This is a genomic window from Nocardia sp. NPDC050630, assembly GCF_044457245.1.
Classification (GTDB): Bacteria; Actinomycetota; Actinomycetes; order Mycobacteriales; family Mycobacteriaceae; genus Nocardia.
In genome coordinates, this window is record NZ_JBITGN010000005.1 from 91,370 (window position 1) to 107,650 (window position 16,281).

The following is a 16,281-nucleotide window of genomic DNA, read 5'->3' on the forward strand; positions in this document are numbered from 1 at the left end:
TACGTACATCTAAACGCATGCTCCCGAAGAATTCAGGCCTGGCCAGACCCAAGTCAATGGCGGCTACCACCTCCTGGTCGCGTACGCCGAAGCAGTCTGTCCGACCAGCAGATTCATGCTATCAACCGGCTCGACCTGCGTTCCCCAAGAGTGGGGGTACACCTGGCGGCTCTACGACGCGCAACGACACGCCGCTCGGATACATTGCGACACTTCACCATCGACAAGGCGGGCGAACAGTTCCGGTTCCCGGCCGCCCAGGACTCGATACACCAGTGGAACGCATCCAATCGGGCGATGAGGCGGGCGATCACCTGCAACAACCGAAGCCCGCCGGGCGGGGAGCCCCCGTGCCGTCCCGCATGTGCCACGGAGTGTCGTGATCGAATCCGGTCAGCGATATATAGCATTTCCACATCAGAGCCCTCGTCTCGCCCACCTCGTGCGCGGACCGATCCACCGCAGTCGTCAGCGCCGTAACAATGCCGTCGGCGCATACTCATCGAAAGGTTTGCGCGATGACCATCATGGCCTCGACAGCGCGGTGTCTCGGATTGGTCGTGTTGCTGCTGGGACTGACCACACCGGCCGCTGCGGTACCGACGGCTCCCGAGCTCGGGCACGCTGGCCGCTGGCTCACCGACGACCAGGGCCGGGTGGTCACCTTGCACGGGGTAAATCTGGTCTACAAGTATCCGCCGTACTTCCCGGCAGCGGGAGGTTTCGGCGAGAACGACGCCCAGTTCCTGGCGGACAACGGCTTCAACGCGGTGCGGCTGGGTTTCGCATGGAACGCGGTCGAACCACAGCCCGGCGTTTACGACGACAACTACATCGCCCAAATCGAGCAGACCCAGCAGCTGCTGGCCCGGTACAACATCTACAGCCTTATCGATTCCCATCAGGACGGGTTCAACGAATCGGTGGGCGCGAGTTGGAGCGGGTTCCCCGACTGGGCGACGTTCACCGACGGGTTCCCATTGCAGCCGGATCCGGGCTTTCCGCTGGTCTACTTTCTCAGCCCCGCACAAAACCAAACGTGGGCGAACTTGTGGCACAACCACTCTGCCGCTGATGGCGTCGGGCTGCAGGAACACTATGCGGCCATGTGGGCGCATATCGCGCAACGCTTCGCGGACGAGCCGTACGTGCTCGGCTACGACCTGATCAATGAGCCGTGGCCCGGTTGGGACTACCCGACATGCTTTCCCCAGGGCTGCCCCCAATTCGAGAGCAGCGTGCTCGCGCCGTTCGAGGCAAAAGCAATGAACGCCATTCGCCGAATCGACCCGATACACCTGCTGTTCTTCGAGCCGTCGGTAACCAATGACCTCGGTACGCCCGACTGGATGCCGAATCCAACCGGCGATCCGAACGCGGGGCTGAGCTTTCACGACTACTGCATCGGCCCGGTCGACACCTGTGTGGGCAACGGGCTGGATCGCGCCGAGGCCGATGGCGTTGTCGGGCTGATTACCGAGTTCGGCGCGACCAAAGATTCGGCGAGGCTGACTCGTCTCGCTGATCGATTCGACGACCACATGGCTCCCTGGTTGTTCTGGTCACTAGCGCAGGACCAGACACCTGGTCATGCCCAAGAGCCGCCGACTGGCCCGAACCTGATGGACCCAACGCTCGTCCGCCCGTATCCCCGTGCAATCGCAGGAACCCCCCAACAGTGGCACTATGACAGCGCGACCGGGACGTTCACCATCCAGTACAGCGCCCGCCGAGTCGATTCCGGTCAACCGTTCCCCCGCGAGGCCCGCACCGAGGTGTATCTGCCGCAGACCAACTACCCCAACGGCTACCAGGTCCAAATACAGGGCGCCGACATCGTGTCGGCACCCGACGCCCGGCTACTTCAACTCACCACCACCCCCGGACAGGACAGCGTGCAGGTAACCGTGACGCGACGGTAATCCCAGCACCAACCGCAGGATGGGCACGTGGCTACCGAACGACCAGCAGTCTCGCGGGTAGATCAGCCACGAGACATGAACGCGCCGTGGTCGCTACCCCACCGCCATTGCACTGGTGATCGGCCATCAGCGGGATCGGCTAGTTTGGCAGAGAACCGTACGGTAAGGCACGCGGTGCGAGGTTGCGGAGGAGGTTCGGTGGATACGAACGCTGAGACGACGGGTACCGCGAGTTTCGACGAGCTGGCCGTCGAGATACGTCGCAGGATGGATTCGCTGTCCACGGCGCATAAGAAGCTGGCTCAGCGAGTGCTGTCGGATCCCGAAGCGGTGGCGTTCATGACTGTCTCCGAGCTCGCCGGCGCAGTCAATGTCAATGAGGCCACGGTCGTGCGCTTTGCCAATGGTCTGGGTCTGAAGGGGTATCCGGGGCTGACGCGACTGTGCCGCGAGCGGTTGCAGGAACAAGCGCAACTGTTGCGCCGCTTCGACAATCTCGAGCACCTGATGGCCGAGGGTGTCGGGGTGCGCGAACAGACCGTTGGGCTCGATCAAGCGAATATCGCCCGCACGTTCGCGCGTATCGACGATGCGACGTGGGATTCGGCCGTCGATCGGCTGGCCCACGCTCCACGGGTGCATGTGATGGGTCTGCGCAAATGCCACGCCCCGGCGTATCTGCTGACCTACCTGCTGCGGATGCTGCGCGAGGATGTGTCGGCGATCGAGGCCGGTGTGGGAACGCTGACCGATGAACTGCGTCGGGTGCGTGCGGGCGATTGTTTCGTGGCCATGTCGATCCACCGATATAGCCTCGACACCGTGCGTGCCGCGCAGTGGGCTCGACAGCGCGGCGCCCACGTCGTCGCATTGACCGATACCGCTGTATCGCCGCTGGCGGTGTCGGCGCACGATACGTTTTACGTCGATGCGTCCAGCGCCAGCATCCTGCGCTCGATGACCGCCTTCACCTCCCTCGCCCAGGCAATGACGGGTGCCGTCGCACAACTCCTGGGGCATGAAGTGCGCTCGACGCTGCTCGAGGAGGAAAAGCTGCTGAGCGAATTCGGCGTCTACGCACCCGATTGACCCGCGCGGTCGGCTACTCCGCCGTAGCCAGTTGTGCCGCACCGGCAGCCCGGCGCTGATGAACCAGGCCGGCAGTGACCGCGGTCGCGGTGACCAGCAGGGTCAGCGCGAGCGGTGTACGGGTACCTGAGTTCAGAGCCATTCCCCCGACGATGGCCAGCAGGACGATTCCGACCGCGTAGGACAGGTACGGGGCGCCCCACATCTTCACCGGCAGTGCGGTGATCTGCGCTGCGGTCTTGCGGCGACGTCCGACGATCTGGGTGGCGCAGATACACAGGTAGACCACGACGGCGACCGCACCCGAGGAGCTGAGCAGGAAGGTGAAAACCGCTCCGGTGGGCAAGAAGTAGTTCGCGACGACCGCCAGGAATCCGGCGCTCGAGGCGGCGAGAACACCGGCGACAGGCACCCCGGAGCCGGCGGTCCTACCCAGCATGCGAGGGCCTTCGCCGCGCCGCGAGAGCGAGAACAGCATCCGCGATGACGAGTAGAGACCCGAGTTCAGGCACGAAAGCACCGCCGTGAGTACGACGAGGTTCATGGTGGTCTGCGCACCGGGAACGCCGAGCAGGTTCAACACCGCTGTGTACGGGCTCTGCGTGACTTGCGTTGCGTTCCAGGGCAATAGCGTGACGACAACAAGTATCGAGCCGACGTAGAAGATCAGGATGCGTCCCGCGACGCTGCGCATGCTCGCGCGCACCGCGCTGACCGGATCTTGCGCCTCGCCCGCGGCGATCGTTACCAGCTCGGTGCCGAAGTAGGAGAAGAACACCGTCAACGACGCCACGAGCAGGGGCGTCGAGCCATTCGGGAACAGGCCGCCGTGCCCGAGCAGATTGGCCGTCCCGGGCGCCCGGTAATGCGGAAGCAGGCCACAGATAGCGGCGACGCCGATTGCGATGAAGGCGACGATCGCGACGACCTTGATCATGGCGAACCAGAACTCGAAACGCGCGAAAGACGTTACCGCCGCGAGGTTTACCCCCGTCAAGGCGGTCATGAAGATCAGCGAATACAGCCAGGTCGGCACCGACGGCAGGAGCTGATTGGCGACCGCCGCGCCGGCAATGGCCTCGAAAGCGACTGTGACACACCAGTGATAGGCATAGACCCAGCCCACCGAGAGTCCGGCCCAGGTACCGAGTTCACGGGAAGCGTAGCTCGAGAACGATCCCGTTTCGGGGCTGGCCGTGGCCAGCTCCGCAAGCATGCGCATTACCAGGATGATCACCAGGCCGGTGAGTAAGTAGACGATGACGATGCCCGGGCCCGCTGCGGAGATCGCTTTGCCGCTGCCGACGAACAACCCGGCGCCGATCACTCCGCCGATGCCGATCATCGTCAGCTGCCGAGTGTTGATGCTGTGCTTCAGATTTCCCGAGCTGGGCACGATGCCTTCTTCCATGAACCGATGGCCGTAGTAGTGACATGAAACACGCCAAGCCGAATTCATGCAATACCAATTGCAGAAGATGTATTTGATGCAAGATCTATGGCATAGTGCAGGGGTCGAACCGCCGAAGAAGAAGTGAGGCCCATGTCCACTGTGCTGGTGAGCAGATCCGGTTCCATCGCAACGCTCGTTCTCAACAGGCCCGAACGACTCAACGCCGTCAGTACAGAGCTGTACCGGACCCTGGTCGAGGAGCTGACTGCCGCCGACTCCGATCCAGGTATCCGCTGTGTTGTCCTCACCGGTGCCGGACGGGCGTTCTGCGTGGGTGCCGACCTGAAAGCGCACAAGTCCGGCACCAGGACTCCCGCGGAGCAGGCGCGCTACGTCGAGCTGGGCCAGCGCGCCTGTGAACAGATCCAGACGATGGGCACCCCAGTGGTGGCGGCGGTCAACGGATATGCCCTCGGTGCCGGTGCGGAGCTGGCCGTCAGCGCGGACTTCCTGGTCATGGCCGAGGACGCGCAGATGGGGTTTCCCGAGGTGAGCATTGGCACTTTCGTCGGGGGTGGCGTAACCAACCGGCTCCCACGTCTGGTCGGCCTGCGCAGAGCCACGGACATGCTGATCCTCGGCGAACGATTCACCGGGCGACAGGCACTCGATTGGGGATTGGCCCATTCCGCGGTAACCAGCGATCTTCTGCTCGGGTCGGCCAAAGCGCTCGCCGAAACGCTCGCGGCGAAGGCGCCACTCGCGCTGGCCCGGATGAAGGCGGCACTGCACCGCGATGATCCCCTCGACGTCGCGTTCGCGACTGAGCCGCGCGAGCTCCTGGCATTGATGGCCACCCGGGATTGGGCCGAGGGCGTCGCCGCATTCGCCGAACGCCGCACCCCCGTCTTCCAAGGAGAGTAGAGATGACCAGCATCGACGACCGCACGGTCAGCCTCGGCGCTCCCACCCGCACCGCACTCGAGCGGTTGTTCGACCCGCATTCGGTCGCCATCGTCGGCGCGTCCGCCAACCCGGCCAAGCGCGGGTTCCAGGCCATCCGCGCCCTGCAGCAGTCCGGCTACGCCTATCCCATCTACCCGGTCCACCCAACAGCACAGCAGATCCTCGGCCTCGGCGTGTACTCCTCGATCGATCGGCTCCCCCATGGCATCGACGTCGCGCTGATCGCCCTGCCCGCCGCTGCCGTCCCCGACATGCTGCGTCGATGCGCCGCCGCCGGTATCGCCGGAGCCGTCGTGCTCGCCAATGGTTTCGGAGAGATCGGGGAAACCGGCGCCGAACTCGCCGCCGCGCTCGCAGCGGTGATCGCCGAGACCGGCATTCGGGTCATCGGGCCCAACACCTCAGGCCTGCTCAACGTCGCCTCGGGCGCGAATCTCGTTGGCCTCGAGGGTGTTCCGTGTGGCCCGATCAGTGTGATCACGCAGAGCGGGAATATGCTGCTGTCGCTGGTCAACGATAATCAGGCGTTCAAAGGTCCCGGTTTCCACATCTGTGTGGGGCTGGGTAACCAGGCCGATATCCGGTACGACGAATGCCTCGCCGAATTCGTCCGCGATCCGGGTACGGGCGTCGTGGCCATTCATTCCGAGGGGTTTACCGACGGACGGTCGTTTCTGATCGCGGCCGCTCGTGCCGTGCCGGACACACCGGTTGCCGTGCTGCGTGGTGGGCGCTCGGAGACGGGGCGCCGCGCCGCGCGGTCGCACACCGGCTCAATCGCCGGATCGGATGCCGTGGCGGCGGCCGTGCTGCGGCAGGCCGGGGTGGAGCTGGTCGACCGCTCCGATGAGCTCGCGGTCGTCGCCGGAGCCCTTGCCGACTGCGCCCCGATCGCACCGGGACGAAAAGTCGCGATCCTCAGCGACGGTGGCGGTCACGCCACGCTGGCCGCCGACGCCCTCGCCGCGCGCGGCATCGAACTGGCGCGGCTCGGCGAGCGGACCCAAAAGCGGCTGCGACACCTACTCGGCGCCAATGCGGCTGTAGCTGATCCGGTCGACGTGGCCGGCGCCACCGACACCGATCCATTGGTGTTCGCCGAGGCCGCCGAGATCCTCATGTGCGATCCCGAAGTCGGTCTCGTGCTGGTCATCGGCCTCTATGGCGGGTATCACCTGCGCTTCGACCCAAGGCTGCGCGCGATCGAGGATGCCGCCGCCGGAGTGTTGCTCACACTCATCGCCGAACATGGTGTCCCCCTGGTGATCCAGAGCTGCTACGCCGGTCTCGACATCGCCAACCACGACCGCCTGCGAGCCGGTGGCGTGCCAGTGATCAGCTCCATCGATCACGCCGTGCGGGTCGTGGCGGCCCTGGACCGGCGTGGTCGCCTGCTGGCGACTACGCCGCAACGCTCTACACTCGCACTTCCACCGCCGGCCCCCGCTATCCCCGGATCGGGACTTCTCGATGAACCGACCGCACGGCGGGTGGTCGCCGCCGCCGGAATCGACCTGGGCGCATGGACTTTCGCACGCACCGCCGAGGACACGGCGGCGGCTGTCGCCGACTACCAGCGACCGTGTGCGCTGAAAGTCGTCTCGCCACAAGTCATCCACAAATCCGACGTGGGTGGAGTCCGAGTCGACGTGATGGCCGACCGAGCAGCTCAGCACGCACAGGCGATCATCGACTCTGTCCGTGGACATGTGCCCGACGCCCGCATCGACGGGATGATCGTCGCTCCGATGGCCGATGCCGGAATCGAACTGCTGGTCGGCGCCACTCGCGATCCGATTTTCGGGCCAGTGGTTGCCTTTGGTAGCGGTGGAGTGCTGGTCGAGGCTTTGCGCGACATCACATTTCGCGCCGCGCCCTTCACCGAGTTCGAGGCCAGCGAAATGGTCGACGAGACGATCGCCGCCCGCATGCTCGACGGCTACCGCCATCTCCCCGCAGTCGACCGGCACCAGCTTGCCCGATTTCTGGTCCGCGTCGGCGATTTCGTAGCCGCGCACCCGGAGATATCCGAACTCGACCTCAATCCGGTGATCGCATCCGGTTCCGACATAGTCCCGGTCGATATTCGAATTGTGTTACGCGAGAATTCCGGAGACGACAATGACTGAGCCGATTCGCATCGACCGTGTCGGCCATGTGGTCGTCTGGACACTGAACCGCCCGGCAGCGCGCAACCCGATATCCGCGGTCGACACGATTACCGCCCTGGAGGACGCGGTGACGGCGGCCAATCGAGACCACAGCGTACGGGCGGCGATTCTTACCGGTGCGGGGACGGCCTTCTCCTCCGGCGGCGACGTGAAGCAGATGCGCGATCGTGCCGGAATGTTCGGTGGCGCACCGGCGGAGCTGCGCCAAGGGTATCGGCACGGCATTCAGCGTATTCCAAAAGCGTTGTACGACTGTGAGATCCCCACGATCGCCGCCGTCAATGGTCCGGCCATCGGCGCGGGGTGTGATCTGGCGCTGCTGTGTGATCTGCGGATCGCCGCACGCACTGCGGTATTCGCCGAGAGCTTCGTCCGGGTCGGACTCGTGCCCGGCGACGGTGGCTCATGGCTGTTACCGCGGGCAATCGGTATGGCCCGCGCATGCGAGATGGCCTTCACCGGTGAACCGATCGACGCGCACACCGCGCTCGATTGGGGCCTGATCTGCGATGTCGTCGAACCCGACGCCCTCCTCAACACTGCCCACCGCCTCGCCGCCCGGATAGCCACCAACCCACCGCACGTACTCCGGATGACGAAACGACTACTGCGCGAGGGCCGACACCAGAGCCTGGAGAGCCACCTCGAACTGTCCGCCGCGATGCAGGCGGCCGCCCACCATACAGAAGACCACCGCGAGGCGGTCACAGCCATGCTGGAGCGCAGACCACCCGCGTTCAACGGCCGATGAGCGGTCGGGCATGGCTGTTAGTGCCGAGGCCGGACCAGTCCGATGTCATAGGCGAGCACCACCGCCTGCACTCGATCCCGCAGCCCGAGTTTGCGCAGAATCGCCGAAACATGGCTTTTCACAGTGCCTTCGGTGACATCCAGTTTCGCCGCTATCTCGGCGTTGGAGGCCGCTTGCGCGATGAGCGTCAGGACCTCGACCTCTCGATTCGTGAGATCGGCGAGATCCGGCATCGCCGCCGTTTCAGGGCGCATCTCCGCGACGAACCGATCCAACAGCCGGCGCGTCACCCGCGGCGCGAGCAGTGCCTCTCCGCTGGCCACCACCCGTATCGCCTCGACCAGTTCGGCGGGACGGGTGTCCTTCAGCAGAAACCCGCCCGCACCGGCGCGCAGGGCCGCGTACAGCAGTTCGTCCTCATCGAAGGTGGTCAGGATAATGACCGAGGGCCCATGCTGGAATGCGGAAAGCTGTTGTGTCGCCTGCACACCATCGACGCGAGGCATCCGCAGATCCATCAGCACGATATCCGGCAGCGTCTGCGCGGCAAGCCGCACCGCCTCCGCCCCGTCCCCGGCCTCACCGACGACCCGGATATCCGCACGTGCCTCCAGGATCATCCGAATCCCGGTGCGGACCAAGGCCTGATCATCGGCGACCAGCACACTGACAGTCATCCCCGCCTCCGTGTGATCTCCCGAGTGCGCGCGCGTCGCGATGGCCGTTCTTGGCGAGCATCCGAGTGTGCAGATCCGGACATTTCAGTCCTTCACCGGATCCGCTCCCACCTGCTTTGTCACCGCATCACCGACTTCCACCGTATGCCACAGCGCCCGGTTCACCCGGAGCTTTACGGTACTGCCGTCCTCTAGCCGGACAACCAAGCGCCGGTACAGATTTGCCCCGTCGAACAACCCACGCGACTTCTTGATAACCGTCCCCCGCCATTCCTGCTGTACCACTGATCGAATCCTTCCTCCACTGGGCATTCATGCCGCGGGTTCCTTGCGGTGTGACTCCAGTGTTTCGTGTTTCCGAGCCGGGAACATCGCCTTGCAGGCTGGTATTCGCCTCTGTCGAAAGTTGGAGACGAGCCGTCGGATGGCTGCCGGTCAGCGGCGTGATCCGCCACCTTGTTCATCGTGGTTGCGACCGGACCGGAAGCCATGCCGCGACGCGGAAGCCACCGGCAGCGTAAGGGCCGGCCTCGAGTCGTCCGCCCAACTCTGTGGCGCGTCGCCGCATCCCGTCCAGGCCCCGACCACTACCGTGACCGAGTCGGCTACCGCCGCCGTTATCGGTAATCGCCACCACGAGTTGCCCCGCGGCGATCCGGACGTCGATCTCGGCGCGTTCGGCTCCCGCGTGCCGCAGGACGTTGGTCAGCGACTCCTGCACGATCCGGTAGGCAGCTTCGGCAACCCTCGACCCGACAGCGATGCCAGCTGTCCCGTGCCGGTTCACGACCACCTCGACTCCGGCCTGTGACATCGACTCCACCAGCCTGTCCAGATCCCCCAGTCCAGGCGAAACGCTCGAGTCGCGGTCGATCACCTCGAGCAGTCGACGTACTTCGCCGAGGGCTTGTCGGCCAACGGACTCCAATGCGGCAACGGCATCCCGGGCCTTGTCCGGGTGAGTGTCGAAAACATCGTTGGCCGCTGCGGCTTGCAGCACCATCAGCGACACCGTGTGCGCGAGCACATCGTGTAGCTCACGCGTGATACGGGCACGTTCCTGCTGCACCATACGCCGGGCTTCGGAGTCGCGCTGGGCGGATCTCGCGCGTCCCAACGCACCCCAACTCCACGCCAACAGCGCAGCACCAGACCACAGCAGAGCTTGCAGGCCCCACCCGGTCGTTCCCAGGGCGCTCGCGAAGAACAGCACCGCCGCAGCAAGACCCCACAACGACGTCCGCGCGGGACGCAGCCAGGCGAAGGTCGTCAGCACGATCAAGGCGATACCCGCGCCAACCGGAACATGCAGCAGTTCCAACGCTGCTCCCACGAATAGGGAAACAATCGTGACGAAAGCAGGCTTGCGGTCCATCCACCAGACAACGACTGCCTGGCACACCACCAGCCCGACCACGACGACGCGGCCGCCGGTCGCGGGCACCGCCTGCGGAACGATCAGCACCACCGGCAACAACATGGCAATGGTGCAGGCAACCAGCAGTACCCTCCAACGCCGCGACAGCCCCACCTCGAACCGATCCCGCACGTCACCGACGCTACCGGTACCGACACCTCGACCGCCGCATCTCCCACCGGGCCGTCGGCTACTCCATCAACTCGCGCATGACGTCGGGAGATCGGGACTCCTTGCGACAGTTGACACCCCACGCAGCGGCGAGAAACTGGTAGTGGGTGGCGCCCGATTGGTACGGCCTGGCCCTCTACGCGACATGGGCCTTTCGAGTGGTCGACGTGCTCGGAATGCTCGCGGACGAGACCAACGACTGATCAAACGCGAAATCCGGCCTGCGTGCACCGATGTTTTGAAAGATGTTGGCAGACAAGGGATATGGACATTCAGGAACTTCAGACCCGCGCGAGCGCGATTCACGAACTCTACGACGTCCTGAATCTCGCCGAGCGAGGCCGCACATGGACTCGCCAGGACTTCATGCTCGGGTTCGTCGGCGATGTCGGTGATCTCGCGAAGCTGGTCATGGCGGCCGCAGGCACCCAGTCGATACCCGGGGGCCGCGCTGCACTGGAACATGAACTCGCCGACTGCCTTTGGTCAGTGCTGATCCTGGCTCACCGATACGAGATAGATCTCGAAACCGTCTTCACCAAGACAATGGGCGAGCTCGAGGAGACCGTCCAAGCCCGGCTGATCAATCATCCTCCTGCATAGCGACATGGCGAAGGATGGCATCCCTGTACGCGGACGATTAGGGTCTTGGGGTATCGCTGGCCTGACCAGTCGAAACGCTGGTCAGGACAGAGCATTCGAGCGAAATACATCGCTGTCGAGCCGCTCATCCAGCGATCTTGACGAGCCTCGAAATTACATATAGCTATAGACCCATCAGCTCACCAACTCAGGCCAAGTAGCGGTCAGGCGCAGACGCGATTGAGCTCGTCGGTGTAGGGGTCGAGGCTGGCGACGTTCTCATCTACCAGCGCGTAGGCGTAGGCGGTGATGACATCCTTCTCCGCGCCCTGGGCCAGATCGGCCAGGCCGCTCAGCCTGTCGGACAGTGCTGTCGCCGTCGCCTCATCCAGGGTGCCGCCGCTCGTGTCGATCGCGATATTGATCAGCTCAATGGCCTTGGCGCAGTGGGGGGACTGCGCGTGCGCGGGTGCGGCGGGTGCGAAGAGTAGAGCGGCAGCGGCCGCAAAGAGCACAGCGGCGAAGGCCGTCGACTTGGTCATGATTTCCTCTCAGAACGTTGGTCTGATCGTAGCGCCACAGCGTGAGACCCTGATCGCCTGCCTACCCAGGACAGCCCTCTTCGGAGGTGGGCAGGTCCCCCCAAATCGGCGCCGTCACACTGGGAAAGAAGTGTCTTCACTATGGGCCGGGTGAGTAGCTGTGCACTGTCGACTCGTACGGTCGATAGATCCACTCTGCGACATTCTTCATGTCCAGCGCATATGGATTCGCGCACAGCCACTGCCAAGCAACATGCAGGTGTCGTGGGGCGAGCCACTTCTTGCCGGCCATCGAAGTGACTAGAGCTCGAAGATCGGTCCAGCGCTGGCGATCTCGGACGGGCAGTAGAGCTACCGGTAGCCAGAGCCAAGGCGCCCAGTAGATTAGCGGCGCAAGCATGGAATCAGCCCTGTTCGCCCGACCCCTGTCGCCGCTGGCTCGGCGCGCTCACACGCTTCTAGTTGGCGGCATGATGCAGCGCTCCCAACACGATTGAAACGACACGCTCGCATACCATCCGCTTGCTACCTTGATGTTGCCTCGACTATGAAAGGACTCCGACCGTGGAACCCGGCTCTCCTGTCGACCTGCGGCAGAATCAGCCCCACACCGCCCGAATGTATGACTACTACCTCGGCGGCAAGGACCACTACAGCGCGGATGAGAAAGCGGCTGAACAGGTCGTGGCCATCTGGCCAGGAGTGCGGGAGGCCGCGCAGCAGAACAGGGCCTTCATACACCGCGTGACACGGTTCCTCGCAGGCGCGGGTATTCGTCAATTCCTCGATGTCGGAACCGGTATCCCGACTGAACCGAATCTGCATCAGGTGGCCCAACAGGTTGCGCCGGACGCGCGAGTCGTCTATGTCGACAACGATCCGATCGTGCTCGTGCATGCGAGGGCATTGATGGTCAGCTCACAGGAGGGGCGTACCAACTACGTCTCCGCCGACGTCACGACACCCGAAAAGATCCTCAACGCACCGGGATTTCGCGAGACACTGGACCTGAGCCAACCGGTCGCGCTCAGTCTCAACGCGCTGATGCATTTCATCCCCGACGAGCTGGATCCCTACGGAATCGTCGATACTCTGATGAATGAGCTCGTTCCTGGCTCGTATCTGGTGATGACACACGTCACGCCAGACTTCGATCCGACGGCAATAGGAACCGTGGTCGACATCTACCGCCGCAGCGGCTTGCCATGCCAAGTCCGCAGCCGAGACGAATTCATGCGGTTCTTCCAGGGACTGGAGTTGGTCGATCCCGGTGTAGAGGTGCCGCACCGCTGGCGCGCGGACGGTGTCGAACCCCCGAAGAAAATGGACGCGCAGGTATCCGCTTACGCGGGCGTTGCACGCAAGTAATGCAACCCCGCACCCCGCGGCGAAGGCAATCGGCACGAGGATCAGGTGTGTCGGACCGACTGTCGAGAATCCGGTCACGCACCAGCGAGCAGCGCAAACCGCTCCGCCGCCGGAGTGGAACACTGCGTCTCATGGATGACGTCTCGCCCATCGACCCCACCATCGCCTGCGGAACCCGGACGCGCAACCAGCACGACGCCCACAATCGAGCCGGCCGCCTCGCCGCCGCCCTCGTCGCCGACGGTATCAACCGCGGCGACCGTGTCGCGGTCATGCTGCGCAACGACATCGAGTTCCTGGAGACCTCGCTCGCGATCGCCGCATGCGGAGCAAATCCCGTCCCGATCAACACTCGATGGCAGGCACCAGAGGTCGCCCACGTCCTCACCGACAGCCGCGCGCGAGTCATCGTCGCCCACACCGAATTCATCGACACGATCGAACGAGCCATCGCCCGATCCGCCGTCGACGCACACATCATCGAAGTCGCCATGCCGGTCGAACTCCTCGATGAAGCCAGGCTCGACCGCGTGCTCGCGCAGCCGACGCACCGCCACTGCACCCTCGAGGAGCGGATCGGGGATCACCTCGAACCCCTGGGCTACCTCGAGGGAGCCATCGCGGATTCGATGGGACTGATCTACACCTCGGGCACCACCGGCACACCCAAAGGCGTTCTCCGCGAACGCATGACACCGCATCAACTGCTATCCATCGCGGGCGGCACCGCCAACCGCATGGGACTCACACCCGGCGGGCAGATGCTCGTGGCCGGTCCCCTGTACCACACCAGCCCGAACGCGGTCGCGGTGCTCGCGCTGCGGACGGGCACCAACATCACGATCATGCCGCGTTGGGACGGCGAGCGATTCCTCCAACTCGTCGACGAACGCCGCATCACTCAGGCCAAAGTCGTCCCAACGATGCTCTCCAGGCTCCTGTCGCTTCCTCCCGAAATCCGCAGCCGCTATGACGTTTCCAGCCTCACCCATCTGATCCACTCCGCCGCACCCTGCCCGCCGACGGTCAAACGCGCCGCGATCGAATGGTTCGGCGACGCCCTCATCGAGTTCTACGGCTGCACCGAAGCGGGCACCATCACCTGGATCACCGCTTCCGAATGGCTCGCACACCCCGGCAGTGTCGGCCGCAGCGCCGACGGCTCAGCCGCCGTGGTGGTCAATGACGACCGAACCCCCTGTCCCCCAGGAGAAATCGGGCAAGTATTCGTCCGAGGAGCCGACTACTGGCCGAGTTTCACCTACCTCAACCAGGACGCCGCGCCCGGCGGTTCGGTCCCCGGATTCATCACCGTAGGCGACACCGGATACCTCGACCACGACGGCTACCTGTATCTCACCGGCCGCTCGAGCGAGATCATCATCTCCGGTGGCGTCAACATCTACCCTGCCGAAATCGAAGCGGCCATCGCCGCGGTCAACGGTGTCGAGGATGTCGCTGTCTTCGCCATCCCCCACCATGGAGACCTCGGCGAATCCGTTGCCGCCCAGATCGTCCCACGACCCGGCACCCAGCTCACCGAAGAACACATCCGGGCGAGCCTGGCAGGACAGATCGCCAACTACAAAATTCCGGCCGATATCCGCATCGTCAGCATGCTGCCGCGTGACGACTCGGGCAAGATCTACAAACGGCAACTGCAAGCCGAATACCAGAGATGACCAAGCCGACATAGGCGCTTGGAGCCGACGGACATGATCCGCCGCCCGGACGAGCACAACAGCGTCCCAGCGGGACGGTACCGCGGCGAATTCATCGCCCCGACACCTCGAACTCTATGCGACCAACCGGTTCCGGGACGAAACCGCTCTCACACGTGGTCGACCAGGCCTTTGGCACCCTCGGAAACGGCGCAGTGCGCGCAGCAGAAGAATCGGCAATCTGACTCCACGCCGTGGCCGATGATCTTGCAGTCGCAGTGCTCGCAGATAGGTGCCATGCGGTGGATCGCACATTCGAAGCAGTCGAAGACATGCCGCATTCCCTGAGCCTCGACGACGATCGGCATAGCGTAATCGTTTCCGCAAACCTCGCATGCGCTCATAGAGCGTAGGATACTCCGCATAACCCGGCATGTAGCTAATTTTGAGTTATCTGCACTACGTCGAATTGCGCTGTGGTGGTCATCGCCCCGCGTTCGGCACCGATGTCCGGGCCGTCGGCACCCAGCAGCAGCCACATTCGATACGACCCGGTTGACGAATTCGTCGTAGATCGGGGCCTCCGCATGGATGCGATCGGTGGACACGTCTGCGAATGAGGTCGGGATAGGGTTCGGTGGAGGTTATGGGATGGGTTTCAGACTGGCGGCGTACGCCGTGTGTATCGAGAAAGGCCAGGTGCTGCTCGCCTGCCACGTGGTCGCCGCCGCCAGTGATCGTACGCTCAGAGCGCGCGAACGCGGTGAAGCCGGCCAAGACACCGTCGACCCGGATCTCGTAGCGACATAAGCGCTGACGCCGGATTTCCGAGCTGATAGGCGCCCCTTCTTCGGCGTCCGGTTCAGCGGATGCCGGGCGTGCGCGGATCCGGACCGAGGCAGACTTGGACGACGCAGCCCGGCGGGTTATCCGCTAATGGTGGCGCCAACGGGTAGTTCAAGCAGCTGAAGACATCGCAGCCCGGATATGCCGCAGGCCCGACACCGAAGACCGCGAGCAGCAGATTCGTATCCACGTACTCGCCCGGATCCTCGCGCAGCGGCGGTTCGACATACGGACCGGGATCGGGCACCGGATGGTCCTGGAATGCCGCGAACAATCGGCGGAAGAATTCGTGCGGAAGCTCCGTGGTGTCCTGCAGGGCCCCCGCAATGCCCTGGTTGCTGACACTTCCGAACAATCCGGTCCACACCACCGTCAAATCCAGACTCGGCACGATGAAGACATTCTGCATGCCGAGTCCGACCATGAAGTACATGTCGGCGGGCTGGAAGCCGGAGTTCTCGGAGCATCCGAGGCCGATCCAGAACAGGTAGCCGAAGCACTTGTTCGCTGGTGACGGCTGGCGTGCCATGCGCAGATAGGTCTCAGAGACGAGTTGCCGTGTGCCCCAGCGTCCGTTGTTGCTCACCAGCAGGCCGAGCTTCGCGAGATCGTTCGGCGGAATCAGCAGATGGGCGTATCCGTAGGTGTGACCGGCGCGATCGCGCGCCCAACTGATAGAAGTCGACTTCGGCGGGTTTCCCGACCTGCGAGAAGTATCAGAGACA

At 64.1% G+C, this 16,281-nt stretch carries 16 protein-coding genes; 9 read left to right on the forward strand and 7 right to left on the reverse strand.

The window, feature by feature from the left end; translation table 11 throughout:
* Positions 1-518 precede the first annotated feature (518 nt).
* Together ACIBG0_RS15355 and ACIBG0_RS15360 are read left to right on the forward strand one after the other, a co-directional pair.
* Positions 519-1,922, forward strand: coding sequence for a cellulase family glycosylhydrolase (locus ACIBG0_RS15355; protein ID WP_397032868.1), 1,404 nt, complete (start codon positions 519-521; stop codon positions 1,920-1,922).
* A 198-nt stretch (positions 1,923-2,120) separates the two neighbouring features.
* Entirely contained in the window at positions 2,121-3,011 is an 891-nt protein-coding gene (locus tag ACIBG0_RS15360) for a MurR/RpiR family transcriptional regulator (RefSeq protein WP_397032870.1), read from the forward strand.
* A 13-nt stretch (positions 3,012-3,024) separates the two neighbouring features.
* On the opposite strand, the gene ACIBG0_RS15365 is transcribed toward ACIBG0_RS15360, so the two are convergent.
* A complete protein-coding gene (locus ACIBG0_RS15365; protein ID WP_397032872.1) occupies positions 3,025-4,422 on the reverse strand; it encodes an amino acid permease in 1,398 nt (465 codons plus the stop codon).
* A 132-nt stretch (positions 4,423-4,554) separates the two neighbouring features.
* On the opposite strand from ACIBG0_RS15365, the gene ACIBG0_RS15370 reads away from it, so the two are divergent.
* The 3 genes from ACIBG0_RS15370 to ACIBG0_RS15380 are packed head-to-tail and all read left to right on the forward strand — an operon-like array spanning position 4,555 to position 8,292.
* Positions 4,555-5,328 (forward strand): enoyl-CoA hydratase/isomerase family protein, encoded by a 774-nt coding sequence (locus tag ACIBG0_RS15370; protein ID WP_397032874.1) that lies wholly within the window; start codon positions 4,555-4,557, stop codon positions 5,326-5,328.
* A gap of 2 nt (positions 5,329-5,330) precedes the next feature.
* On the forward strand, positions 5,331-7,499 hold the full coding sequence (locus ACIBG0_RS15375; protein WP_397032876.1) for an acetate--CoA ligase family protein: 2,169 nt from the start codon (positions 5,331-5,333) through the stop codon (positions 7,497-7,499).
* Positions 7,492-8,292: a crotonase/enoyl-CoA hydratase family protein gene (locus tag ACIBG0_RS15380; RefSeq protein WP_397032878.1), complete on the forward strand. Its 801-nt coding sequence runs from the start codon at positions 7,492-7,494 to the stop codon at positions 8,290-8,292. Before ACIBG0_RS15375 ends, ACIBG0_RS15380 begins: the two co-directional genes overlap by 8 nt.
* A 17-nt stretch (positions 8,293-8,309) precedes the next feature.
* On the opposite strand, the gene ACIBG0_RS15385 is transcribed toward ACIBG0_RS15380, so the two are convergent.
* The 3 genes from ACIBG0_RS15385 to ACIBG0_RS15395 form a co-directional block, all read right to left on the reverse strand.
* On the reverse strand, positions 8,310-8,969 hold the full coding sequence (locus ACIBG0_RS15385) for a response regulator (RefSeq protein WP_397032880.1): 660 nt from the start codon (positions 8,967-8,969) through the stop codon (positions 8,310-8,312).
* A gap of 84 nt (positions 8,970-9,053) precedes the next feature.
* The gene (locus ACIBG0_RS15390) at positions 9,054-9,254 is read right to left on the reverse strand and encodes a hypothetical protein (RefSeq protein WP_397032882.1); all 201 of its coding nucleotides are present in this window, start codon (positions 9,252-9,254) and stop codon (positions 9,054-9,056) included.
* A gap of 175 nt (positions 9,255-9,429) precedes the next feature.
* A complete protein-coding gene (locus ACIBG0_RS15395; RefSeq protein WP_397032884.1) occupies positions 9,430-10,518 on the reverse strand; it encodes a sensor histidine kinase in 1,089 nt (362 codons plus the stop codon).
* A gap of 303 nt (positions 10,519-10,821) precedes the next feature.
* Here ACIBG0_RS15395 and ACIBG0_RS15400 point away from each other — a divergent pair, with 303 nt between their 5' ends.
* Positions 10,822-11,160 (forward strand): MazG nucleotide pyrophosphohydrolase domain-containing protein, encoded by a 339-nt coding sequence (locus ACIBG0_RS15400; RefSeq protein ID WP_397032886.1) that lies wholly within the window; start codon positions 10,822-10,824, stop codon positions 11,158-11,160.
* 203 nt (positions 11,161-11,363) lie between these two features.
* On the opposite strand, the gene ACIBG0_RS15405 is transcribed toward ACIBG0_RS15400, so the two are convergent.
* Positions 11,364-11,681, reverse strand: coding sequence for a hypothetical protein (locus tag ACIBG0_RS15405; RefSeq protein WP_397032888.1), 318 nt, complete (start codon positions 11,679-11,681; stop codon positions 11,364-11,366).
* Positions 11,682-12,245: 564 nt separating this feature from the next.
* Here ACIBG0_RS15405 and ACIBG0_RS15410 point away from each other — a divergent pair.
* Together ACIBG0_RS15410 and ACIBG0_RS15415 are read left to right on the forward strand one after the other, a co-directional pair.
* Positions 12,246-13,049, forward strand: coding sequence for an SAM-dependent methyltransferase (locus ACIBG0_RS15410; protein ID WP_397032890.1), 804 nt, complete (start codon positions 12,246-12,248; stop codon positions 13,047-13,049).
* Between the two features lie 131 nt (positions 13,050-13,180).
* The gene (locus ACIBG0_RS15415; RefSeq protein ID WP_397032892.1) at positions 13,181-14,731 is read left to right on the forward strand and encodes an AMP-binding protein; all 1,551 of its coding nucleotides are present in this window, start codon (positions 13,181-13,183) and stop codon (positions 14,729-14,731) included.
* A gap of 149 nt (positions 14,732-14,880) precedes the next feature.
* Here the strand turns inward: ACIBG0_RS15415 and ACIBG0_RS15420 are convergent, their stop codons facing one another.
* The gene (locus tag ACIBG0_RS15420) at positions 14,881-15,078 is read right to left on the reverse strand and encodes a hypothetical protein (protein WP_397032894.1); all 198 of its coding nucleotides are present in this window, start codon (positions 15,076-15,078) and stop codon (positions 14,881-14,883) included.
* A gap of 283 nt (positions 15,079-15,361) precedes the next feature.
* On the opposite strand from ACIBG0_RS15420, the gene ACIBG0_RS15425 reads away from it, so the two are divergent.
* Positions 15,362-15,520 carry a hypothetical protein gene (locus ACIBG0_RS15425; protein ID WP_397032895.1) on the forward strand — a complete coding sequence of 53 codons (159 nt, stop codon included), beginning with the start codon at positions 15,362-15,364 and terminating at the stop codon, positions 15,518-15,520.
* Positions 15,521-15,572: 52 nt separating this feature from the next.
* Here ACIBG0_RS15425 and ACIBG0_RS15430 read toward each other — a convergent pair whose 3' ends face one another.
* On the reverse strand, positions 15,573-16,142 hold the full coding sequence (locus ACIBG0_RS15430) for a hypothetical protein (RefSeq protein ID WP_397032897.1): 570 nt from the start codon (positions 16,140-16,142) through the stop codon (positions 15,573-15,575).
* Positions 16,143-16,281 lie beyond the last annotated feature (139 nt).